20 protein-coding genes, 3 tRNA genes and 1 other RNA gene are annotated in these 22393 nt (G+C 47.6%); 9 read left to right on the forward strand and 15 right to left on the reverse strand.

The annotated features are described in order from the left end of the window. Nucleotides 1-136 precede the first annotated feature (136 nt). The 5 genes from yajC to H5985_RS01915 all read right to left on the reverse strand — a co-directional run bounded on the left by yajC (nucleotide 137) and on the right by H5985_RS01915 (nucleotide 5620). On the reverse strand, nucleotides 137-478 hold the full coding sequence (gene yajC / locus H5985_RS01895; RefSeq protein ID WP_205049630.1) for a preprotein translocase subunit YajC: 342 nt from the start codon (nucleotides 476-478) through the stop codon (nucleotides 137-139). Between the two features lie 95 nt (nucleotides 479-573). Continuing rightward, on the reverse strand, nucleotides 574-1707 hold the full coding sequence (tgt, locus tag H5985_RS01900) for a tRNA guanosine(34) transglycosylase Tgt (RefSeq protein ID WP_420892569.1): 1134 nt from the start codon (nucleotides 1705-1707) through the stop codon (nucleotides 574-576). A 3-nt stretch (nucleotides 1708-1710) separates the two neighbouring features. Next, a complete protein-coding gene (queA, locus tag H5985_RS01905; RefSeq protein ID WP_205049631.1) occupies nucleotides 1711-2757 on the reverse strand; it encodes a tRNA preQ1(34) S-adenosylmethionine ribosyltransferase-isomerase QueA in 1047 nt (348 codons plus the stop codon). 718 nt (nucleotides 2758-3475) lie between these two features. After that, nucleotides 3476-3901, reverse strand: coding sequence for a peptidase dimerization domain-containing protein (locus tag H5985_RS01910; protein WP_205049632.1), 426 nt, complete (start codon nucleotides 3899-3901; stop codon nucleotides 3476-3478). A 21-nt stretch (nucleotides 3902-3922) separates the two neighbouring features. Next, a complete protein-coding gene (locus H5985_RS01915; protein ID WP_239481531.1) occupies nucleotides 3923-5620 on the reverse strand; it encodes a zinc-binding metallopeptidase family protein in 1698 nt (565 codons plus the stop codon). A 271-nt stretch (nucleotides 5621-5891) separates the two neighbouring features. Here H5985_RS01915 and H5985_RS01920 point away from each other — a divergent pair, with 271 nt between their 5' ends. Further along, on the forward strand, nucleotides 5892-6248 hold the full coding sequence (locus H5985_RS01920; protein ID WP_205049633.1) for a CidA/LrgA family protein: 357 nt from the start codon (nucleotides 5892-5894) through the stop codon (nucleotides 6246-6248). Further along, nucleotides 6235-6969 (forward strand): LrgB family protein, encoded by a 735-nt coding sequence (locus H5985_RS01925; RefSeq protein ID WP_205049634.1) that lies wholly within the window; start codon nucleotides 6235-6237, stop codon nucleotides 6967-6969. Before H5985_RS01920 ends, H5985_RS01925 begins: the two co-directional genes overlap by 14 nt. Before the next feature lie 39 nt (nucleotides 6970-7008). Here H5985_RS01925 and glmM read toward each other — a convergent pair whose 3' ends face one another. Then, on the reverse strand, nucleotides 7009-8343 hold the full coding sequence (gene glmM / locus H5985_RS01930; protein WP_205049635.1) for a phosphoglucosamine mutase: 1335 nt from the start codon (nucleotides 8341-8343) through the stop codon (nucleotides 7009-7011). A gap of 4 nt (nucleotides 8344-8347) precedes the next feature. After that, entirely contained in the window at nucleotides 8348-9208 is an 861-nt protein-coding gene (gene folP, locus H5985_RS01935) for a dihydropteroate synthase (protein ID WP_205049636.1), read from the reverse strand. A gap of 130 nt (nucleotides 9209-9338) precedes the next feature. Between folP and H5985_RS01940 the strand changes: the two genes are divergently transcribed. From H5985_RS01940 to H5985_RS01950, 3 genes are all read left to right on the forward strand, one after another. Next, a tRNA-Pro gene (locus H5985_RS01940) sits at nucleotides 9339-9415 on the forward strand. A 19-nt stretch (nucleotides 9416-9434) separates the two neighbouring features. Further along, a tRNA-Arg gene (locus tag H5985_RS01945) sits at nucleotides 9435-9511 on the forward strand. Nucleotides 9512-9520: 9 nt separating this feature from the next. Continuing rightward, a tRNA-His gene (locus tag H5985_RS01950) sits at nucleotides 9521-9596 on the forward strand. 133 nt (nucleotides 9597-9729) lie between these two features. On the opposite strand, the gene htpX is transcribed toward H5985_RS01950, so the two are convergent. From htpX to infA, 3 genes are all read right to left on the reverse strand, one after another. Continuing rightward, entirely contained in the window at nucleotides 9730-10623 is an 894-nt protein-coding gene (gene htpX, locus H5985_RS01955) for a protease HtpX (protein WP_205049637.1), read from the reverse strand. Between the two features lie 143 nt (nucleotides 10624-10766). Then, complete coding sequence (gene lapB / locus H5985_RS01960) at nucleotides 10767-11921, reverse strand: lipopolysaccharide assembly protein LapB (RefSeq protein WP_205049638.1); 1155 nt, start codon at nucleotides 11919-11921, stop codon at nucleotides 10767-10769. A 101-nt stretch (nucleotides 11922-12022) separates the two neighbouring features. Continuing rightward, complete coding sequence (infA, locus tag H5985_RS01965) at nucleotides 12023-12289, reverse strand: translation initiation factor IF-1 (protein ID WP_205049639.1); 267 nt, start codon at nucleotides 12287-12289, stop codon at nucleotides 12023-12025. A gap of 220 nt (nucleotides 12290-12509) precedes the next feature. On the opposite strand from infA, the gene ssrA reads away from it, so the two are divergent. Next, nucleotides 12510-12878: a transfer-messenger RNA gene (ssrA, locus tag H5985_RS01970) on the forward strand. 311 nt (nucleotides 12879-13189) lie between these two features. Next, complete coding sequence (locus H5985_RS01975; RefSeq protein ID WP_205049640.1) at nucleotides 13190-14038, forward strand: DMT family transporter; 849 nt, start codon at nucleotides 13190-13192, stop codon at nucleotides 14036-14038. A gap of 70 nt (nucleotides 14039-14108) precedes the next feature. On the opposite strand, the gene metC is transcribed toward H5985_RS01975, so the two are convergent. Beyond that, a complete protein-coding gene (gene metC, locus H5985_RS01980) occupies nucleotides 14109-15281 on the reverse strand; it encodes a cystathionine beta-lyase (protein ID WP_205049641.1) in 1173 nt (390 codons plus the stop codon). A 177-nt stretch (nucleotides 15282-15458) separates the two neighbouring features. On the opposite strand from metC, the gene H5985_RS01985 reads away from it, so the two are divergent. After that, nucleotides 15459-16367 carry a radical SAM protein gene (locus tag H5985_RS01985; protein ID WP_205049642.1) on the forward strand — a complete coding sequence of 303 codons (909 nt, stop codon included), beginning with the start codon at nucleotides 15459-15461 and terminating at the stop codon, nucleotides 16365-16367. A gap of 63 nt (nucleotides 16368-16430) precedes the next feature. Here the strand turns inward: H5985_RS01985 and brnQ are convergent, their stop codons facing one another. After that, nucleotides 16431-17762 carry a branched-chain amino acid transport system II carrier protein gene (gene brnQ, locus H5985_RS01990; RefSeq protein ID WP_205049643.1) on the reverse strand — a complete coding sequence of 444 codons (1332 nt, stop codon included), beginning with the start codon at nucleotides 17760-17762 and terminating at the stop codon, nucleotides 16431-16433. Nucleotides 17763-18033: 271 nt separating this feature from the next. Here brnQ and H5985_RS01995 point away from each other — a divergent pair, with 271 nt between their 5' ends. Further along, entirely contained in the window at nucleotides 18034-19065 is a 1032-nt protein-coding gene (locus H5985_RS01995) for a DUF362 domain-containing protein (RefSeq protein ID WP_239481533.1), read from the forward strand. A gap of 58 nt (nucleotides 19066-19123) precedes the next feature. Here the strand turns inward: H5985_RS01995 and H5985_RS02000 are convergent, their stop codons facing one another. From H5985_RS02000 to proB, 3 genes are read right to left on the reverse strand one after another with little or no spacing between them, the layout of a single operon-like run. Continuing rightward, nucleotides 19124-19912 carry an SGNH/GDSL hydrolase family protein gene (locus H5985_RS02000; RefSeq protein ID WP_205049644.1) on the reverse strand — a complete coding sequence of 263 codons (789 nt, stop codon included), beginning with the start codon at nucleotides 19910-19912 and terminating at the stop codon, nucleotides 19124-19126. Nucleotides 19913-19929: 17 nt separating this feature from the next. Further along, a complete protein-coding gene (locus H5985_RS02005; RefSeq protein ID WP_205049645.1) occupies nucleotides 19930-21189 on the reverse strand; it encodes a glutamate-5-semialdehyde dehydrogenase in 1260 nt (419 codons plus the stop codon). Between the two features lie 9 nt (nucleotides 21190-21198). Next, nucleotides 21199-22332, reverse strand: coding sequence for a glutamate 5-kinase (gene proB, locus H5985_RS02010; RefSeq protein ID WP_205049646.1), 1134 nt, complete (start codon nucleotides 22330-22332; stop codon nucleotides 21199-21201). Nucleotides 22333-22393: the final 61 nt, after the last annotated feature.

Genomic DNA, 22393 nt, shown 5'->3' on the forward strand with positions numbered 1-22393 from the left:
TTATTCCCCAGAAAAACTGAAAAAGAGAACGACTCGCTGGGCTCGCTCTCTTGGGCTCGAAACGGGTAAAGATTCTATCTAGTCACTTTACCCGTTCTGTAAAAAACCCAAGGCCGATAGCCTTGGGGATTTTAAATTAGAAGGTCTTGATTGTACCCTTGGGCAAAACCGTCTGAACAGCCACGCGTTGCATCGTCAAGGTCACCGGTTCCCCCTTAACAGAGGCAATCTGAACAACCATATAGTCGTCACTTACTTCAACCACGCGACCGGCAATACCGCCTGCGGTCAATACCTCATCACCCTTAGTGAGGGCATCAACCATCTTGGCGTGTTCCTTTTGACGCTTTTGTTGCGGGCGGATCAAAAAGAACCAGAACGCAACGAAAATCAAAATCATCGGCAGCATGCTCGTCAAAAGACTAGCCGTATCGCCACCGGTTGCTGTTTGCGCAAACGCGTCAGAAATAAAAAACATGTGTTACTCCAATAAAAAGCGTCCGATTTTGTTTCGGACAAACAGTCCTGTAATTATACGGGGGATTAGGCTGAATTTTTGCCTAGATATATCCCCTAATCAACGCCGCGGGCACGATTTTTGTAAAACTCTTCCCTCCACTGCTCAAAACGATCCTCATCGAGCGCCTGACGCATTTCCTGCATCAAATGCAGATAGTAGTGCAGATTGTGAATGGTGTTGAGTCGAGCACCTAAAATTTCATTGACCTTTTGCAAGTGATGCAGATAGGCCCGGGTAAAATGACGACAAGCATAACAATCACATGTCGGATCAAGAGGCCGCAAATCGTCTTTGTATTTGCTGTTGCGAATCTTAATATCGCCATAGCGTGTAAAAAGCCATCCGTTTCGTGCATTACGGGTTGGCATGACGCAGTCAAACATATCAATTCCTTGGCTGACACCTTCGACCAAATCCTCCGGAGTCCCAACCCCCATCAAATAACGAGGCTTATCGTCAGGGAGCTGCCAAACAATTTTTTCCATGATACGGTGCATTTCTTCCTTGGGCTCGCCCACAGAAAGGCCACCTACGGCATAGCCATCAAAACCGATTTGCTTGAGCCCCTGCAAAGATTCTTCCCGCAGATGCTCATACATACCGCCTTGAACGATTCCGAAAAGAGCATTGGGATTGCCCAAACGGACAAACTCATCCTTGCTGCGACGCGCCCAACGAAGCGACATGCGCATGGATTTGGCCGCTTCTTCTTCCGTAGCAGGACGGTCGTTAATCTTGTAAGGCGTGCATTCGTCAAACACCATCACGATGTCGCTATTTAAGACACGCTGAATCTGCATGGACACTTCAGGAGTCAAAAATAACTTATCGCCATTGATGGGCGAGGCAAACTTCACCCCCTCTTCGGTAATTTTTCTCAGGCCTTTAAGAGAAAAAACCTGAAAGCCACCCGAGTCAGTGAGGATGGGTTTATCCCACCCCATGAAGCGGTGCAGGCCTCCGTGCTTTTCGATGACATCAAGCCCGGGGCGAAGCCAAAGGTGAAACGTATTTCCCAAAATAATTTGAGAGCCGATTTCTTCCAACTCATTAGGAGCCATGGCTTTGACCGTACCATAGGTTCCCACCGGCATAAAAATAGGCGTCTGTACCACACCGTGGTTTAGCTTCATTTCACCGCGGCGAGCCTTGCCGCATGTTTTTTTCAAGGTAAATTCAAGACTCACGATTTACTCCGGCTTTTTCTCCAAGAGCATGGCATCCCCGTAGCTAAAGAAACGGTAGTGCTCTTTAATAGCGTATTGATAGGCTGAATCAATGCGTTCTTTTCCGGCCAAGGCGGAAACCAACATCAGCAGCGTGGATTTCGGCAAGTGGAAATTAGTAATCAGCGCATCGATGATTTTGAATTCATATCCGGGCTTGATAAAAAGGCGCGTGTCACGGGCACCGGCTTGAATTTCGCCTTTTCTCACTGCAGCACTTTCAAGTGCCCTCAGGCTCGTTGTACCGACAGAGACCACGCGACGCCCTTCTTTTTTAGCGCGGTTAACGGCTTGAGCCGTTTCTTCACTGATGGTGTACCACTCCGAGTGCATCACGTGTTCAGACAATTTTTCAACACGGACGGGCTGAAAAGTTCCCGCTCCCACGTGCAAAGTGACAAACACAATTTGCACACCCTTTTGCTTTAACGCAGCCATCACCTCTTCGGTAAAGTGCAATCCGGCAGTAGGAGCGGCTACTGCACCAGGGGTTTTTGCATAAACCGTTTGGTAGCGTTTTTCATCGCTTTTATCGGCTGCATGCTCAATATAGGGAGGAAGGGGAACTTTGCCGAAGAAATCCAATACTTCTAGCACAGGGTGCTCAAAGCGCAAGGCAAAAAATTCACCTTCGCGTCCGGTGACTTCTACTCGCTCAACCTTCCCTTCATTTTCAAAAATCAGGAAAGTTCCGGCCTTAGGGCTTTTGCTTGCGCGAGCCATGGCAATCGCCGTGTATTCACCGGTGATACGCTCCATGAGGACCTCAACTGCCCCACCGGTCTCTTTTTTACCCAACAATCGGGCTTTAATGACTTTGGTGTTATTCATCACCAATAAGTCATCGGGGCGAAGCAAATCGACGATATCTCTGAAGTGATAATCGGCTAACCGATCCGGCATAACGTGCAAAAGACGGCTCGATGAACGATCTTCCAGAGGAAATTGTGCGATCCGATCCAAAGGCAGATCGAAATCAAAATCAGATAACAATAATTCGTGTTCAGACATGGCTTTACCGGCCAAAAAGTTTAAAAGAGTCCGTATCTTACCGAATTTTTAATTGTTTTAGATAATTATCTGAAGAATTCAATTCAAGTCGTTACAACTTAAAACACAGATATATTTGCAAATGAGAATGATTATCGTTAATATACACAGTACAAACCTTTTTACTACTTCGTAAGCTTCACGCAAGGTTTCTGCGATAAAGTACGACGTAAGTAAGAAGTTTTGAGCGATCTTCCAAACAACGGGGGCCAAAAAGGGGTGGAAACTGAAGTTTGGATGAATCTCTCCCAGCTCAATGAGCGTTTGTTTGTATCTCCTTAACGAAAAAACGTTCAAGTCCTAAAGACTTCTTTGGTCCAAGCGAAAGCCGGCGCTCTGCGCCGGCTTTTGTTATTAAGGCTAAAGCTTTCAAATCGCACCGATCAGCAATAAAAGAGCTCCCATACCCGTCAACGTAAAAGTGACGGATAGAACTGTTTGCGCAGCTAAATCAACTATCCATTGATATTCTTCCATTTTCTTCTCCGGATCATTTTTTGATACTTTTATTATTCCATATTAACGATATATATACTTATTTAATTTTTATTTATTATTTGATCTAAATTAAATTACAGCTCTTTTTATGATCTTTTGTTGGCATAGAAAAACCGCTCGAATTCATCACCCGAACGGTTTTGCAGGAAGACGGTTTGATCCGCCTTCCTTAAATCAGCGATTATTTGATGGTAAAGCGCACCTGAGCCGGAACGCCACCGGTCAAATCGCCGGGCTTAACACTGCGGAATGCGTTTTCAGCATCCACACCTTTCTTAACCGCAGCCTCAACCTTTTGCTTCAAGGTCGCCATTTCCTTATCGTCCTTAGCATTTAAGGAAACCTTAAAGTGACCGTCGGCCGCAATAGAGTTCACGGAGTTGCCACCAGTGAAACCTGATACCACGCATTGCTTTTGCGAAGGAATTGCTTTTTCAATTTCCATGATCGCTCGGGCAGCTGCATGCACAGCATTGGTATTGCCGTATGCACCATTACTGTGTCCGCCGGGCCCCTGGATATCAACGGACATCACTGTGGAGACATCGGCCATCGCCACCGAGGCAGCAAAAGAACCTAATAAAGCTACTAATAATTTTCCTTTCATAATGTTCTCCGATGTTCCCTATTAGTACATATCCTCTGTCGTGCGAGCGCCGATCGGATCAGCCGTCGGTCTGACCACTTCACCCGTGCTCGTATGGTATCCGGCTGCCGTCAAGCCCATCAAGACCATACGGAAAATGCGTTTGCCTTCGTCTTGAGCATTACCCGGAATACCCCATTCGTTAAAGGTATGACCGCCACCGTTGGCCGCCACCGTATGAACGTTGAAGTTCACCGTCGGCACGCCGACCGCAGCCGGCACATTGTCGTTCAAGCTCGAAGAATTGGTCTTCAATTCTTTGAGCTTGTCAATACCGACTGTTTGAGCCGACTGCCAGTAAATTTGCGTAGCGATGTCATTGAAGTTAGCGCGTTGGTGAGCAGGACGGTCACCGAACCACACCAATTCCATCTTCACAGCGTTCTTATCACCGGCTTTGACGCCATACTTGGCGTTTTCTTCATCCATGCCAGCCTTGAACGTCGGTTCGATTTGTTTACGAATGGCACTCAACGGTCCTTGCGTCGGAGAACGCATGTCAACCATTAACGTGCAAGAGCGGGAACGTTCACCGGGAGCGGCCGTATCGCAGCTTGCCACACCCACCGTGTAGGTTGTACGTTCGGCTTTCTTATCCAAATCCCAGGGCGACTTCACATCGGCAATCTTGGCAATTGCACGGGTCATGGCCATCATAGCGCTCGGTGCTTCAGCTCCGCCTTGCTTGTAGCCTGCCGGTTCCGTGTACTTGATTTCAAAGCGGTAGCTGCCCAAGTAATTGAGCGTACCCGAACCCGGACGAGTAGAGTCAGCACCGAAGTTGGCGACAAAGTTCAAGGCGTTGTTACCCTTGCCGGTATCTTGGTTATAACCGTAGAGCTGCTTCATTCCGCAGAGGTTACCCTTACCTTCTTCACCGGTCGTACCGCAAACCCAGATGTCATACACAGGTTTGATGTTGTACTTCTTCATCATGATGGCAGCGGTCATCACACCGGTCGTATTACCCATGGCATCGGCAAATCCGGGCACATAGATACGATAGCCGCCCTTCTTTTGAGCGTCTTCAAGACTGGCATAGCGAACGTATGCTTTCTTGTAGTTTTCGTCCTGGATAATCTTGCCGTTCTTATCGAAATGCAATTCATCCTTAAGTGCAGCTAGCTCTTGAGGAGAGGCAACAATCGGTTCCGAGGCCTTTTGTAATTTCACCGGCATGTACGGGTTGCTCTTCGGGGGCAACTTCGCCGGGTTCACTGTATCGGTATGGCCTTCGAGCAAGACTTTCGGGAATTGTCCTTTATAGCTCTTTGCACCCTTTTCTTGAGAGTAAGTACCGGGGATACGAACGCAGACGTTGTAGACCGGCATGCCGTCTACTTTCTGGATACCAGCGCCCTTAATAATGCCTTCGGGCGTGGTCATGATATCGCTTTTATCAAAACCCCATTCCTCAACCATACGACGGGCAAGCTCTTCAGCACGACGCATTTCATAACGGGAAGGTGAAGCAATACGCGCTACTTCCATATGAGTATTGAAACGGAATTGGGCGTTTTCATCGCTCGTGAGCTCGGTGAGCATCTTTTGCATCACGGGATCTTTATAAATTGTCTCGGCTGCCTTTTGTACATCGGTGCTCACTTGCGGCACTACAGCGTAGGCAACGCCTGTAATCATCGCAAGACCGACGGCTAATGCACAACGAGTTTTTTGCATAGATAACCTCCTGTTGAAAGGACCTTCGATTGGAATCATTTCTATTTTGGTCTCATTATTTTCACTTTAAAATCAGGAGAAACGAGAGGCCGAGATCGTTCTCACGAAAACGAAATTGCGTTAAAATTCGACTTTCCTCCATCGACTTCCACTTTCAGTCAAGTATCTTTTCAATTGTTTGCCTTTTAGCAAAGAAGACACTTTTTGAACGTAGCTTTTTTTCTGACTTGGTGACACAATTGCTCCTCCCTAGGAATAACCCTAACCTCTTATGCTCATTTCCATTGTTTTATTTTTAGTGTTGCAGCTCATTGGCGAGGCCCTCTCGTACGGCTTCGGTTGGCCGATACCCGGCCCGGTTCTCGGCATGATTTTTCTGTTAATCGGTTTTTTGGTTAAAGACGATTTGATTGAAAGAGTGCGTTTAACCGCTTCTGTTTTACTGGCTCACTTAGCACTTTTGTTTGTACCGGCAGGCGTTGGAATCGTACGTCACTGGGACAGAATTTCCGCTGAGTGGGTGGCTATTGCCGCCATTTTGGTGATCGGCACCGCAATTACCATGGTCGTCACTGCCCTTGTCATTCAATGGAGTGCCAAACTGATGGGAGTCGATGATGACGATTGAATTGCTGTGGGGTCATTTGGCTCAAAACCCTGTTTTATGGCTCTGCCTGACTCTTTTTGCCTATCAAATCGGTATCTGGGTTTACCAAAAAAGCGGGTTTATTACTTTGTTGTCACCCTTTGTCATTGCCGTGGCCATTCTTCTTGTGATCCTATTTGCCACCCATACCCGATATGAAACATTCTTTGCCGGAGCGCAATTTGTTCATTTTCTTCTTGGACCGGCAACTGTAGCATTGGCCGTTCCGCTTTTTGACCAACGTCTGCGCCTGGCAAAACTTTGGGCTCCGTTGTTTATCGGTGTCACAGTGGGCTGTATTGTGGGCGTGGCCTCAACCGTCTTACTTGGCGTACTTTTTCACGCCTCTTTCGAAAGCATTATGTCCATGGCACCTAAAAGCGTGACTACGCCGATTGCTATGGGAATCTCCGAAAAAATGGGAGGTATTGCTGAGTTCACCGCCGGAATCGTCGTCTTGACCGGTATCACGGGCTCTTTGCTCGCCGGAATAATATTTAAGCTCTTCGGTATAAAAAAAGACTACATCAAAGGCTTTGCATTAGGGGTTGCTGCGCACGGCATGGGCACATCAAGAGCTTTTCAAATCAGCGATAAGGCGGGCGCCTTCTCAGGGCTTGCGATGGGATTGGCGGGTATCGTCACGGCTTTTGTTGCACCGATGCTCGCCCCGCCTCTTCTTAATTGGTTATTAAATCAATGACAGCTCGGGCCGAATCCGAAAAGGACCGGCCCGATTTTCTTAAAGCGTATCCGCAATGCTTTGAGCCAGTGATTGAGCCAACGCCTTATCATCGGCTTCAACCATTACGCGCAAAAGCGGCTCGGTTCCCGAGGGACGAATGAGGACCCGACCGCGTCCGTTGAGCTGTTCCTGGGCTGCCTGCAACGCCTTTTGCATCGGTTCATGCGACTTCCAATCAAAGCCCTTTTCAATACGTTTATTGATCAACACCTGAGGCAGAAGTTTCAAATCGGCTGTTAACTCAGCCAGCGTCTTATTCTGGCGTCTCATTGCAGCGAGTACCTGAAGACTGCTCACAATACCGTCTCCGGTTGTCTGACAATCGAGAACCAATAAATGCCCGGATGTTTCTCCGCCGAAAATCCAACCGTCTCGGGCTTTAAGTTGCTCGAGCACATAGCGGTCCCCGACCTTGGCGCGAACAAACTCAATTCCCAGTTCAGCAAAGCGTTTTTCAAGAGCGTAATTGGTCATCAATGTTCCGACTACCCCTTGGACTTTTTCACGCATCATGCGGTCGCGCACCATCACGTAGAGCAGTTCGTCACCGTTATAAACATGCCCGTTGGCATCGGCCATGATTAACCGATCAGCGTCCCCGTCAAGAGCAATACCCACGTCGCAGCCGCGCTCAAACACTTTCTTGGACAGAGACTCCGTGTGTGTAGCCCCCACTCCATCGTTGATATTAAAGCCATCCGGTGTATCGCCGACAGTGAAAACATCTGCCCCTAATTCATGGTAAACGGCAGGAGCCACGTGATAAGCGGCTCCGTTGGCGCAATCCACCAGGATTCTCAAGCCCTTTAAATTGACATCACTGTCGATGGTCGATTTACAAAATTCAATATAGCGGCCGGAGGCATCTTCCAGGCGCCAAGCCTTACCTAATTCGCGGCTTTCTACGCAAGCAAAACCCTTATCGAGTTCTTCTTCAATTTCAAGCTCCACCTCATCGGGTAATTTCGCACCGGACTCTGAGAAAAATTTGATGCCATTGTCGTGATAGGGGTTATGGCTCGCACTGATGACAACACCTGCATCGGCTCTTTGAGCTCGGGTCAAATAAGCAATGGCAGGAGTTGGAATCGGACCGCACAACACTACATCGACTCCGGCACTGGAAAATCCAGCCTGAAGGGCCGCTTCCAACATATACCCCGATACACGTGTGTCCTTTCCGATCACTACTCGCACATGGCGTCGACCGTCAATATGTCGTCTTAACACACGACCGGCCGCTTGCCCCAACTTCAATACAAAATCCGGTGTAATCGGGGTTTCACCCACCCGACCGCGGACTCCATCCGTCCCAAAATATTTACGAGTCATAAAACTATTCCTTTTGAGTTTGACTGACTGTCATACGCCAAATTGTAAACGCATCTCGCGTGGCTGCCACATCGTGAACCCGAAGTATAGAAGCTCCTCGTTGGGCGGCTAAAAGTGCACCGGTCACAGAAGATACAAGTCTGTCGTGTACTCCTCTACCTGTAACCGCTCCTAAACTGGACTTTCTGGACAATCCCACGAGTAAAGGATAAGGCAGTCGGGCAAAGCGCGCCGTATTGGCTAAAAGCGTAAAGTTTTGCTCCACTGTTTTTCCGAATCCGAATCCATAATCCAGACAAATTCGACTTGAATCAATCCCGACTTTTTCAAGCTCGGCGGCTCGATTCAACAAAAAAGATTCCACTTCTTGCAAAAGATTTTTATAGGTCGGCTTTTCTTGCATGCTCTGAGGATCGCCTTGCATATGCATCAGACAAATCCCCGCATCGGTTTCTGCCGCTGCCTGCAAAGCTCCAGGAAGACAAAGTGCACGAATATCATTAATAATGTGCGCTCCGGCTTTTACTGCCTCTTTGATTACGAGAGGTTTGCTCGTATCAACTGAAATCGTTGCTCCGGTCGCTGCTAACGCTTCAACAACCGGGATAACTCGCCTTAATTCCTCTTTTTCGCTGACTTCTGCCGCTCCCGGACGGGTAGACTCTCCTCCGATATCCAAAATATCGGCCCCTTCATCCAAAAGCTTCAGAGCGTGCTTTACTGCAGCGTCACAATCGTCATGCTCTCCCCCATCAGAGAAAGAATCCGGAGTCACGTTGACAATTCCCATAATCAAGGGAAATGAAAGATCAAGCTCTCGACCGGCACACAACCACTTCATTGAATTGCCCTTCTTTTCACTCATAAAATAGTTTTTGATTGTACCAACCAGCATCTCATTTGATAGAGCTAAAGATAGAGGATTTTCGAAAAAAATTGCCCAAACTATTGCACTTCCGTTTTTTTTCCTGCATAATGCTGATTCGCACTTGAGGCGGGGCGTAGCGCAGTCCGGTAGCGCGCCTGCTTTGGGAGCAGGATGTCGGGGGTTCGAATCCCTTCGCCCCGACCACGTTTCGACAGTTGTCGAGCCGCCCGTAGCTCAGCTGGATAGAGCATCGGCCTTCTAAGCCGAGGGTCACAGGTTCGAATCCTGTCGGGCGGGCCAAGTTTGATGGTGGGAATAGCTCAGTTGGTAGAGTCCCGGATTGTGATTCCGGTTGTCGTGGGTTCGAGTCCCATTTCCCACCCCATCAACCTTCCCTTCAAACTTTCCTCCCAAAAATCCCGAATATCTTAAATTCAGTTCTATTCAAGACTGTCTTTTTGTACACAACAAAAAGCCCACCGTTTTAGCGGCAGGCTTAGTGTTATTCTCGTATCCGATTAATTTTGCAGTTCACGAAGCGCTTTGATACGAGCTTCGATCGGGGGATGCGTTGCAAAAAGGGAACCCATTCCGCCGCTGATACCAAAACCCTTGACGTTGCCCGGCAATTCGGAAGGTTGTTGCCCTCCCAGGCGAGCCAAAGCGTTAATCATCGGTACGGGCGATCCTAAAGCTTCGGCTGCACCGGCATCCGCACGATATTCACGGTAACGCGAGAAAGCGGCCACAAGCATCGAACCCAAAAGTCCCAAGACCATATCAAGAACCAAGCTTGTGATGTAGTAACCGGCTCCAGGAGCGTCGCTTTCATTGCGCAAAATTCCACGATCCACGATATTGCCGATCACGCGTGACAAGAATACAACAAACGTGTTAATCACGCCCTGCATAAGGGTCATCGTCACCATGTCGCCGTTGGCTACGTGGCTCATTTCATGGCCTAAAACAGCCGCCACTTCTTCCTTATTCATACTGGCTAAAAGCCCGTCAGAGACAGCCACTAAAGAATTGTTTTTAGAGGGGCCGGTAGCAAAGGCGTTGGGCTCACCATGGTAAATGCCCACCTCCGGCATCGCCACACCTTTGGTTTCAGCCAATTTCGCAACGGTTTGAACCAACCAACGTTCCACTTCGTTGCGCGGGTGCTCAATGTCAATCATCTGCACACCCATAGAGTTCTTAGCGATAGTCTTACTCATCATCAAACTGATGATGGAACCGGAAAAACCGATTACTGCGGCAAAGATCAACAGCGATACATAGTTTTGACCTGCACCGGCAATTTGCGAGAAATCAACCCCGAAAAACCAGCTCACCAAATTCAAGATGATGGACAGCATCACCAAAATGGCCAAGTTGGTCAAGATGAATAAACCGATTCGTTTAAACATTGATGTTTCCTAGTCAATAAAGGCAATCACATGAATGTGAAGTGTACGCAATGTTGCTGTAAAGAGTGTGAAAGAAGATTCTCAAAAATGTAAATAATTACAAAAAAGGCCAAGATTGAATTCTCTTGACCTTAATTGCTTGATCAAACTTCTTCCTCACGCTTGGGAGAATAACTTCCCCATGAGGAGCAACCCGGGCAAAGCCACTGAAAGCCCTTTGCCACGAACCCACAGTGAGCACAGCGGTAACGACCAGGACGGCTGACATAGGGTTTGAGCAATGTAACGAGCAATTGAAGTTCAGTGTCTTCCGGATTGGCCTTCAGACGCAATTGAGCCAACTTTTCATACGTCCATAAGGTCGGTCGACGTATCAATTCTTCTTTCAGGAATTTTTGCGCAGCCTGCTCACCCTCACTCTTGGCAATCAAATCAAGGGCAATGGACAGCGTCTCGACTCCCGAATGATCGTCCAAAGCCCGATGAATCAAGTTCATCGCCTGTTCGTGCTGACCGATCATTTCATAGGCTTTGGCCATCTGAGCCATTACTAAAGTCAAGTGCTCTGCAGAGACTTTTTCTACCTGAGACCAATGTTCAAGAGCGGTTTTCGGATCTTCGGCAAGCATGGCCAAATCCCCTAACATAATCAATGCGCGAACACTTTTACGATCCACCTCAAGTGCTTTTTGCAGCTGCTCTTTTGCCTTATCGAATTGTTTGCCACGTATCGCCTGAACCGCCAATTCGCAATGGAAATGCCCCATTTCCATCTGGTGGTTTTCGCCTGCCTGTTTTTCCAACGTGTTGGCAATATCAATGGCCTTTTCCCACTCTTTTTCCGTGCAGTAAATCTTCAAAAGTGCACGCATGGCGTCCAAGCGGTATTCCGGTTCCTTCAACAGACGTTGAAAACTGTTTTCCGCCCGGTCATAAATACCGGCTTTCAAATAATCATTACCTAACTCAAACAAGGCCAATGAACGTTCGTGCGTCGGCAAGTCTTCACGATTGAGCAGGTGATTGTGGATACGAACCGCTCGGTCAAATTCGCCGCGACGGCTAAAGAGATTACCCAAAGCATGGTGAAGCTCAATGGTTTCCGGGTCGAGCTTAACCACCTCGATAAAAGCATCGATTGCTTTGTCCGGCTGATCATTCAATAAAAGGTTGATCCCTTTGTAATAGGTACCGGGACGTTGCTCTTGCTCGCGTTGTCGTTGATCCAGTCCTCTAAACCACCAACCTGCAACGAAAAGCACAGGAACAACAATCAGATACCAAAGTTCGAATTCCATGATGAATGATTCCGGTTAAGAATGGCTTGCGTTGATTGTACACGCAAACAAAGGACGCCCGACTGACTCAGGCGTCCTGATACATTTGCGAATGCTGTGGATTAACGGCGACGATTGGCACCGGCTGCGGGAGCAGCAGCGGGGCGACCTTCAATGTGACGGAAGGTAATGCGACCCTTCGTTAAATCGTAGGGAGACAATTCCAAAGAAACTTTGTCTCCGGCCAAAATGCGGATATGGTGCTTGCGCATCTTGCCATTGGTGTAAGCAACCAATTCATGACCATTGTCAAGTTTTACACGGTAACGGGCATCGGGCAACACTTCCAGCACGACACCACTCATTTCGATCAGATCTTCTTTTGCCATAATTCCTTGCGTCTTCTAGGTTGACGCGTAAAAAAATAAAAAACGAAAGTTCGTTTTGATAAAAAATTTGTTTTGAAAACAAAAGCGAAGCGCATTTTAATGCAAAATGCGATCTCATGCGAGAGGCTTTGTCACTATTTTTTCAGAAAAAACAAACGGTTCACTGTACGTCAGCAATTTTTTTCTTTTTCGTCCATAATTGTCAGTCCGACAAGTTCACGGGGGCGACCTGGTTTCGACAGGGGTCACGAAGTGGCTTGGTGCATGCCAAGGTCCAGTCACCTTGTAAATCCGCTGGAAACAAAATAAACGCCAACAATAAGCGTTTCGCTCTCGCCGCTTAATCTAGGCGAGGACCACACCGGTTTGCCTCTAGACCGGGCCGGTTCGCCGGCAGTGGTTTCATATCATACAGGCTGGATGTTCCCGAGGACGCTGCGGGAGTATCGAGACTTTAGAGCGTCTGGTTTCGTCAGAGCCTGCTAAAGGGCGTAAAGCGGAATAAGATTTTTTAAATGTTTTAGCTAAGCATGTAGATCCAGCTATGGACGATTTCTGGACGCGGGTTCAATTCCCGCCGCCTCCACCATTGACAAATCTCATTCTTTCCAAATAAGTCTGACAATCTCTTATTTTTCAAATGGTTAACTGAACCATTTATTTTCGAGTAACCCTCTTAAACTCCATCAGACCCCTTTTTCTTTGATTGGCAAGATGATGGACAAAAGCAACAGATTATTCATTTGTTTTTTCTTCTGTACTCGCAAATACTACGAAACCGCAAGAGGGTGGATCCTAGAAATTGATCTGCTTTCTGTAGCTAAAACCACTTAATTTATTTTTGCTTTTTGGTCTATCAAGCAATTACTCTTAATCTGGTCTGATTTCTAGAAAAGCAATATGCCTCAGTATCTTCTTGCAATGACTATCTTCGGGACAATAGGCCTGTTCGTCAAATTTATCGACTTGCCTTCCACAGTCATTGCGCTATCCCGCGGTGCTTTGGGAACTCTGTTCTTATTATTGGTATTAGCCGCTTTAAAAAAGCCCATTAATTTTGCGACCATAAGGGGCAATTTCAGACACTTGGTCATTGCCGGTGTTGCGCTGGGACTAAACTGGATTTTTTTATTTGAGGCGTACCGATTAACCAGTGTGGCCACGGCAACGCTTGCCTATTACATGGCCCCGATCATTTTGATTCTGCTCTCCCCTGTTGTTCTTCGTGAACGCGTTCCCTTGCCAAAATGGATTTGTGTCGGTTGTGCACTTTTGGGCATGTCACTTATTTCCGGCATTTGGGAAAACTCTCAAAACATCGCCATAGAAGGTATTTCTATGGGACTGATTGCCGCTTGCTTCTACGCAGGAGTCGTCATTAACAACAAATTTTTAAAGGACCTCGATCCTTACGACTCAACCATCGTACAGTTGACTGTAGCGGCCGTTGTGCTTTTGCCATATGTAGTCTTAACGGTTGATTTTGGTACCTTAAGCTTGGACACTACAACGATAGGCCTAACCTTGGCAGTGGGAATTTTGCACACAGGCATTGCCTATTGGCTATATTTTTCCGCTCTGCCCAAACTTGAAGCCGCCCGCATTGCCATTTTTTCCTATATTGATCCGGCCGTTGCGATTCTTCTTTCGGTTTTCGTTCTGATGGAGCCAATAACGACTGCGGGGGTTGCCGGCGCGATCCTGATCCTGGGAGCGGCCCTTGCCTCCGAGTTTGTCGGAAAAAAGTGACAATGAGATCCTCTTGCCATTCTTTTAAGACCAGATTTACGCCTCATCCACCGGCACTAATCAGTCGGGTTTAGCGGATACGGAGTTTTTCAAACGCCTGTCTCAAGTCGTCAATGAGATCATCAGGATTTTCTAAGCCTACTGCGATTCGAACCATTCGTTCAAAAGGCACAGGCGTTTGATTTCTTGTCCCATAGCTTTGAATTAAAAGACTTTCGTAGCCACCCCAAGAATAGCCTCGGCCAAAAATCTTTAACGCGTCAATCATGGGAGCCAGTTGATTGGCGTACTGCTCTTTAAAGACCACACCGAATAAAGACGTTGCACCTTTGAAATCTCGTTTCCAAATCGGATACGAGGGGTCGGTAGGCAGAGCCGGCCACAGAACTCGTTCAACTTCATCTCGTGTCAGCAACCAATCGACAATTTTCTTTGCACTTTCCGTTGAGGCTTTGACTCGAACGCCCATCGAGTGCAGGCCACGGTAAGCGAGATAGATATCATCACAACCGGTTGTTTGACCGGTCTGCACAATTGTACGATAAGCTCGCGGCCAGGTTTCTTCGTTGCAGATCACCACGCCCATGGTGAGATCAGAGTGACCGCCGATGTATTTCGTTGCAGCATGAATAACGACATCCACACCAACCTCTAACGGTTTAAAGTAAAGCGGAGTTGCCCAGGTGTTATCAATGACACTGATCACATGATGCTCCCTGCAGGCTTTAGCGATCGCAGGAACATCAGGCATTTCAAAAGAATGTGATCCCGGTGTTTCCATCATTAACAAAGTTGTATTGGGTTTGAAGTAGGAAGCAATATTTTCTGCAACAGAAGGCGGGAAAAATTCCACCTCCACTCCCATTCGCTTCAAAATTTCTTCAGCGAATTCTCTTGTCGGTCCATAGATCGTATCGATAAAAAGTGCATGATCGCCTGACTTCAGAAAAGCCAAAAGAGGAATTGTGCAGGCAGCCAATCCTGAAGGGAATGCCCAGGCACCCTTAGCTTTAGGTCCCTCAAGTGCACACAAGGCTTTATAGAAAGCGTGGTGAGTGGGAGAACCATAAGTTCCGTACGGAATCTTATCTTCAATCATGTCACGCTCGTGCATTGCACGATTGAGCATATCTTCTGCCGATTTGTGCAGAACAGTCGAGGCTCGAATGACCGGTGGATTAACGAAATCGTAATCGTCTGAAATGTGTCGACCGGCATGAACCAGTAAAGTTTCCTCACGCATAGCGAAATCCCAAAACTTTAGAAACCGAATCATTTTCCATCATAACCTAAACCGTACTTAAGAGTTTTCTTTTTCTTGCATTATCAACGGTGACACTCCGATCAGCCTTTTTAGAAAATACAGACGGATATTTCAGGAATAGAATGCTGGAGAAAAAACGTTAATTATTGTCTGAACATGATCTGTAACCTTTGTCCACGTCGCTGCAATACCGACCGTTCCACGCCCCAAGGATTGAAACGAAGCATTTGTCATGCAAGCGACGATGTTGAAGTCGCTCTTGTGAGTCTGCATACATGGGAGGAGCCCATTCTTGAGGCTAAGAATGGAGCCGGCACAATCTTTTTTTCGCATTGCAATCTTCGATGCTGTTTCTGCCAAAACCATGAAATCAGCACTGAAGGGCACGGACTTAAAATTTCAACAAAGCGGTTAGCAGACATTTTTCTCGAAGAGGCTCAAAGAGGGGCTTGCTGTATTGAACTCGTCACGCCCGGTCACTACACACGCCAAATACGTGAGGCTCTGCTTGACGCTAAGGGTAGGGGGCTCAAACTTCCTGTTGTTTACAATTCAAATGCCTATGAACTGCCTGAAACACTTCGTATGCTTTCGGGCCTTGTTGATATTTTTCTTCCCGACCTGAAATATTTCGACAATCGACTGGGGGAAAAATATTCAGGAGTTTCCAAATACTTCGACTATGCTTCCGAAGCAATCCGCACAATGTTTGACATGGTGGGGCCCTGTGAGCTTGATGAGGCCGGACTTCTTCGCCGGGGACTCATCATCAGACACCTCGTATTACCCTGGCAGTGGCGCGACAGTTGCCGCTGTTTAGACTGGATTCATGAGACCTTTGACGATCAGGTCTATGTTTCCATCATGAATCAATACATGCCTCTTTTTAAAGCCTGCAGACACCCGGAAATCAATCGACCGCTCACAACTCTTGAATATCAAAAAGTTGTTCGTCACGCGCGGGAGATCGGGATTACAAAGGGGTTCATACAGGTAGGACGCACAGACAGTGCGAAATTCATTCCACACTTTAATGAAGAACACGTTCTTGCTGAAAATACCTGATAACGACAATCTCCGATAGAGGCAATTTTTCTCTACCGGAGATAAGTCTCATCAGTACATGCTTCAATTAGCTTTTGCCGGTACCAATTTCATCCAAAGCAAACCCAAGATATAACCGACTAAAGCAAACCAAATCCAACTCAATCCCAAAGTATGCATCGGGACATAGTTGACGAGGAAATTTTCCAAAGCTTCAAACTTAATGTTGGCTGTTTCCAACCCACTGATTAAAGCCATCACAAAGGTAAAGGCCACAGTAAAGGCGTAGACACATTGCCGACCGTTAAAGAACTTATGTGTGAAAAGCAACACAATCAGCACAACAGCCAACGGGTAAATAAACATCAAAACCGGAACAGTCGAGGTAATGATTGTTTGTAACCCGAACATGCCCACGAGGAAAGAGACGATCGAGAAAACAGAAACCCAATAAATGTAGGTAAAGCGACCGGTAAGCTTTAAGAAGTAGGCTGCGCAACATGTAATCAAACCGATAGCGGTAGACAAACAGGCCAACAACACAATGACAGCCAAAATGACCGCACCGGCATTACCGAACAAAATCTTGGCTGACTCTGCAAGAACAGGAGCACCGGTTGACTGCATGCCGATTGCCGGAACACTCTCTGCACCGATCTTGGCAATAAAAATATAAATAAAGGCCAACAAAGCCACCGCCACGATACCGGACTTATAGACCTGTTTAGTAATCTCTGCAGGATCTGTCAAACCGCAATCTTCACGAACGACATTAATCACCAACGTTGCAAATACGAATGCAGCAATGGCATCGAGTGTGTTATAGCCATCTAAAACCCCCTGAACAGCAGCTACCATCGGAGTGGCGTACGCTTTAGTCGGAGCTTGAGCCTCGCCCAGCGGCGAAACAAACGATTGGACAATCAACAAAACAATGGTGAGCACCAGTGCCGGTGTGAGCAATTTACCGATACGATCGACCAACTTTTGAGGCGAAGCTGACAGCCAAAAAGAAATAAGGAAGAAGACTGCCAAGAAAATCGGCAAACCGATGCTCAAACTTTCAGGCGATAAAAAGGGACTCACTGCAATTTCAAAAGCGACCGTCCCTGTACGCGGAATAGCAAAACACGGACCGATGGCCAAATAAGCCACAATCGTAAAAAACAATCCGTAGAGGGGATGCGCGCGGCCCGCAGCCTCTTGCAAATCACTGCAGCCTGAGTAGCCCATGGCCATCACACTCAAAAGCGGCATACCGACGCCCGTAATACAAAAACCGATCAAAGCGTACCAAACGTTAACTCCGGCATTCTGCCCCATTGAGGCCGGGAAAATCAGATTCCCGGCTCCAAAGAAAAGAGCAAAAAGCATTAAACCGATGGGGATATATCTCGTTGCAACTTTTTTATCCATGTTTTTCTCTCTTTTATTTCATCGTGTTCTTTAATTGTATGAAGGATATGAATCTTGCCTATAAGTGAAAAAGCGTAGAAACATCATTTCTTTAAAGTGAAATAAGCTCTTCTCTTTAGGTAGTTACTATGATTTTCTGGCGAGTGAGCAGTTATTACCTGGAGAGAACCATCAACAGAAGTGGGCAATTTTGGGAAGGATTTTGAGCAAGGCAGGCAAAACAAAAATTGATAAAATTTTTTCGGTCAAACCTTTTTTAAGGGGATCAGTCATGTCTGAATACAAATGCTCTCGCGGTGCTTTTTTAAAGACCATGGGAGGAGTGATGTCGGCTGCGGTTTTGAGCTCCTTATCCGGAATCGCTTCCGCACAAACTCAGGCTCCTGTCGTCGGCACTAAAAAAGTTACCTCTGACTTTAAGGGCGAAAAAGCCAAAGTGTTTTTCACCCGCCACATTGATGCCGAGCACCTCAAAAAGCTCTACGCACTGATTAACGATGAAGTTAAAGGCAAGGTTGCCATTAAGCTTCACACCGGTGAACAACACGGTCCCAACATTTTGCCTCGTGAAATGGTTAAAGACTTCCAACAAACCATTCCTAACAGCACGATTGTTGAAACCAATACGCTGTATCACGGTGACCGCGACACGACCGAAAAGCACCGCAAAACACTTGAAGTCAACGGATGGACCTTTTGCCCGGTTGACATCATGGACGAAGACGGTACGGTTATGCTCCCCGTCAAGGGCGGCAAACACTTTAAAGAAGTCTCCATGGGCAAGAACATCGTCAATTACGATTCCATGGTGGTTCTCACCCACTTCAAAGGCCACGCAATGGGCGGCTTCGGTGGTTCAATGAAAAACATTGCCATCGGTTGCGCTGACGGCAAAATCGGCAAAGCTCAGGTACACGCCGTCAAAGATGTGAATGCACCTTGGGATCAATGGCCGGGTAAAGAAACATTGATGGAAACAATGGCCGAATCTGCCAAAGCCGTTTGCGATCATTTCGGCAAGCACATTGTCTTTATCAATGTGATGCGCCGTATGTCCGTTGACTGCGACTGCGCAGGGTTGGCTGCTGCCGAACCCACCATTCCGGATATCGGCATGGTTGCCTCAACCGATGTTTTGGCGATTGACCAGGCTTGCGTGGATCTGGTGTACTCCTTGGGTAAAGACAAGAACCATGACTTGGTTGAACGTATCGAGTCACGCCACGGGTTGCATCAACTGACCGCCATGCGCGAATTGGGCATGGGTAAAGCCAACTACGAACTCGTTGACATTGATGTCTAGAGTACTGAACTTCTAATACGTTGAGGGCAAGGATTTTTTCCTTGCCCTTTTTTGTTATCTACCAACCGTAGAACTCTTTGACCGTTTTCCAAGCGACCGTCTGCAGATGCTTAATATCGGCTTCTTTGAGCGGTTTTTCGCAGCCGCCCTGATACTTCAACCCTTCAGGACTCTTTTTGAAAAGCACCGAATACATCATGGCGCCATAAAGATAAGAGCCTGCTGCGCTCGGATGACTTTTATCCTCTTGGTGCATGATCAAATCCGGTCTGATCTTGAGGCTTTCAGCAAAAGCCAAACCGACAGGCAATACCATGATGTGATTGGCGTTAGCGGCTTTAATGGTTTCGTCGGCCAAGGCTCGCGTATCCTGAGGCTTATCCTGGCGAGCCCATGTAGCCACTAAAATGGGCACTGCACCGGCTTCACGAATGGTCTTGGCGTGCTCGGCCACGTATTTTTTAAACGTTGCCTGACGCTTGGCATTAATCGGCTCAGAGCTCTGTCCCTGTAAGAAAACCACATCAAACATGGGATGACTCTTTGCATAAGGATCCATTTCCTTATCGGGCGTCAGATAGTCCTTGACGTTGTGGTAGGAAAGCATCGCTGAGCTCATCGTCAGGATTCTTGCCTTCCAAGGCTGCTTGGTTTCACGCGTCAAACCGCGCAGGTAACTGTGTACACCGCAGTTATAGAAAGAATAGGAGTTCCCGACAATAAGACCCGTTTTAGGATTCGTGATTCCAAGGTCCGTAACTTCGGGCTTAACCGTATTTTCCAAGGCCTGAGCCGAAGTCATGGCAAAAACGGAACTGAGCAAAACAGCCGTTAATATTTTCCTCATTTTCTCTACTCCTTTTTCTAGCCTCTGATCTGGCCGTCACCGTTGACCAGATATTTGTATGAGGTCAGTTCCGGCAAGGCCATCGGTCCTCTGGCATGAAGCTTTTGGGTGCTGATGCCGATTTCTGCGCCGAAACCGAATTCGAATCCGTCGGTAAATCGGGTGGAAGCGTTCACGTAGACAACGGCAGCATCGACTTCAGCCTGGAAACGTTTGGCGTTTTGCATATCACGCGTCACGATACATTCTGAGTGACGAGTACCGTATCGGGCGATATGACTGAGCGCTTCATCAATACCGCTCACAATCTTAATCGACAGACGCAAATCACCGTATTCGGTTGCCCAATCCTCGTCGGTGGCCGGTTGTACTTTTTCGTCAAATTTCTGCGTTTTTTCACAACCGAAAATCGTCACACCGGCCTTAAAGAAATCGTCCAACATAGCCGGTAAGAAATTTTGCGCGACGTTTTCGTGAACCAAAAGGGTTTCCATCGCATTACAAACCGACGGGCGCTGCACCTTGGCGTTAATGGCAATCTTTCGAGCCATATCACAATCGGCCGTTTCATCGACAAACGTATGACAAACCCCCGCTCCCGTTTCGATCACAGGTACCGTGGCATTTTGAACAACCGCCTGAATCAGTCTGGCACTGCCACGAGGAATGACCACATCAACCAAACCGTTCATGCGGATAAGCTCCGTGACGGCCTGTCGATCGGTCACATCAATAAACTGCACGGCACCGGCAGGCACCCCCTCTTTTTGTGCAGCTTCAGACAAAATTTTCGCAATCGTACGATTAGAGTGCAGTGCTTCACTGCCGCCTTTGAGCACCACAGTGTTGCCCGATTTCAGACATAAGCCGATAGCGTCGGCTGTCACATTGGGGCGAGCCTCATAGATAATCCCCACCACACCGATCGGCACACGCACCTTGGTGATGGTCAACCCATTAGGTAAAGTCGATCCACCGATTACCTCTCCCACAGGATCTTTGAGCTGCGCGACTTGCCGCAATCCTTCTGCCATACCCGCAATTCGCTCGGGCGTCAAACGCAAACGATCCTGCATGGAGGTTTTCATCGCATTGGCTTGCGCGCGTGCCATATCTTCTGCATTGGCCTGAAGGATTTCCTCAGCATGAGTCACTAAAGCTTGGGCCATCGCCAAAAGGGCTTTGTTTTTTTCTCCGGAGCGAAGAATACTCATGGCGACTGCTGCATCGTGTGCAGCTTGGGCTTTTTCCCTCACAAGGCTTTGTACATCAGGCATTCTTCTCTCCTAATTCAAAATAACCAAATCATCCCGATGGATCACTTCATCAAAGGCTTTGTGTCCGACTCTGTCTTCGATTTCCGAAGACTGACAACCGATGATTTTCTTTAATTCTTCGGAAGAATAGTGACAAAGCCCGCGGGCAATTTCGCGACCTTCTTTCGTGAGAACGCTCACGGTATTACCGGCCTCAAAGTCTCCCTGAACCCCAACGATGCCGACGGGCAGAATGCTACAACCGCCCGCCTTTTTAATGGCTTTTTCGCAACCTTCATCAACCGTCACACTGCCCATGATACGGGCGCCGAACGCCAACCAGCGTTTTCTGAATTGCAGTCTGTTTTCCTTCGAAACAAAAAGTGTTCCCACCTCCTCGCCTTCCAGAATCCGGCTGATTGCGTCTTTTTCTGAACCGGAGGCAATCACCAGATTAATACCGGAAGTGGTGGCATTTTTTGCAGCCTGGATTTTGGTAAACATGCCGCCGGTTCCGACGCTGCTGCCCGCACCACCCGCACTGGCTTCAATCTCTGCGGTGATTTCTTCAACCCTTGAGACGAGCTTGGCATCAGGGTGAGTTTGAGGATTGGCGGTATATAACCCATCCACATCAGACAAAATGATCACCAAATCGGCATCGACAATGCTCGCCACCAGCGCACTCATGTTGTCGTTATCGCCGATTTTCAGTTCATCGAGTGCCACCACGTCATTTTCATTGACGATAGGAATCACGCGTTGACGGAGCAATTCCATGAAGGTGTTTCTGGCATTGGTGTAGCGATGCCGATCGATCGTTTCCATTCGGGTCAGCAACACCTGTGCAACCACCTGTCCGTATTCTGCAAAGATTTTCTCGTAGGTATGCATCAAAATGCCCTGACCGACGGCCGCAGCAGCTTGCTTACCCGGAATCGTTTTCGGTTTTTCGGGCAATCCCAGACGATCGACACCGACTGCCACAGCGCCAGACGTCACCAAAATCATTTCTTTACCCTGGTTTTGCCAATCAGCCAACTCGCGGGCAAGCTTATCAATGCGAGCAAAGTCACATTTCCCGTTGGCATGGGTAATCGTGCTTGAACCCACTTTCACCACAATTCGCTTGGCATTTTTTAAATCTTTGCGTTCTACTAACATCTTGTCTATTCCGTTAAAGGGAATTTTCATTATACGTACTGAAAGTCAGCAAAGCCCCGAC

Source organism: Parasutterella secunda, assembly GCF_016901835.1.
GTDB classification, from domain to species: Bacteria; Pseudomonadota; Gammaproteobacteria; order Burkholderiales; family Burkholderiaceae_F; genus Aphodousia; species Aphodousia faecavium.

Bases quoted from the DNA above. Each gene is read 5' to 3' on its own strand.
- yajC (WP_205049630.1), bottom strand. From the start codon at position 478: ATGTTTTTTATTTCTGACGCGTTTGCGCAAACAGCAACCGGTGGCGAT.
- queA (WP_205049631.1), bottom strand. From the start codon at position 2,757: ATGTCTGAACACGAATTATTGTTATCTGATTTTGATTTCGATCTGCCT.
- H5985_RS01910 (WP_205049632.1), bottom strand. From the start codon at position 3,901: ATGAAAGGAAAATTATTAGTAGCTTTATTAGGTTCTTTTGCTGCCTCG.
- H5985_RS01915 (WP_239481531.1), bottom strand. From the start codon at position 5,620: ATGCAAAAAACTCGTTGTGCATTAGCCGTCGGTCTTGCGATGATTACA.
- H5985_RS01920 (WP_205049633.1), top strand. From the start codon at position 5,892: ATGCTCATTTCCATTGTTTTATTTTTAGTGTTGCAGCTCATTGGCGAG.
- H5985_RS01925 (WP_205049634.1), top strand. From the start codon at position 6,235: ATGATGACGATTGAATTGCTGTGGGGTCATTTGGCTCAAAACCCTGTT.
- glmM (WP_205049635.1), bottom strand. From the start codon at position 8,343: ATGACTCGTAAATATTTTGGGACGGATGGAGTCCGCGGTCGGGTGGGT.
- folP (WP_205049636.1), bottom strand. From the start codon at position 9,208: ATGAGTGAAAAGAAGGGCAATTCAATGAAGTGGTTGTGTGCCGGTCGA.
- htpX (WP_205049637.1), bottom strand. From the start codon at position 10,623: ATGTTTAAACGAATCGGTTTATTCATCTTGACCAACTTGGCCATTTTG.
- lapB (WP_205049638.1), bottom strand. From the start codon at position 11,921: ATGGAATTCGAACTTTGGTATCTGATTGTTGTTCCTGTGCTTTTCGTT.
- infA (WP_205049639.1), bottom strand. From the start codon at position 12,289: ATGGCAAAAGAAGATCTGATCGAAATGAGTGGTGTCGTGCTGGAAGTG.
- H5985_RS01975 (WP_205049640.1), top strand. From the start codon at position 13,190: ATGCCTCAGTATCTTCTTGCAATGACTATCTTCGGGACAATAGGCCTG.
- metC (WP_205049641.1), bottom strand. From the start codon at position 15,281: ATGCGTGAGGAAACTTTACTGGTTCATGCCGGTCGACACATTTCAGAC.
- H5985_RS01985 (WP_205049642.1), top strand. From the start codon at position 15,459: ATGATCTGTAACCTTTGTCCACGTCGCTGCAATACCGACCGTTCCACG.
- brnQ (WP_205049643.1), bottom strand. From the start codon at position 17,762: ATGGATAAAAAAGTTGCAACGAGATATATCCCCATCGGTTTAATGCTT.
- H5985_RS01995 (WP_239481533.1), top strand. From the start codon at position 18,034: ATGTCTGAATACAAATGCTCTCGCGGTGCTTTTTTAAAGACCATGGGA.
- H5985_RS02000 (WP_205049644.1), bottom strand. From the start codon at position 19,912: ATGAGGAAAATATTAACGGCTGTTTTGCTCAGTTCCGTTTTTGCCATG.
- H5985_RS02005 (WP_205049645.1), bottom strand. From the start codon at position 21,189: ATGCCTGATGTACAAAGCCTTGTGAGGGAAAAAGCCCAAGCTGCACAC.
- proB (WP_205049646.1), bottom strand. From the start codon at position 22,332: ATGTTAGTAGAACGCAAAGATTTAAAAAATGCCAAGCGAATTGTGGTG.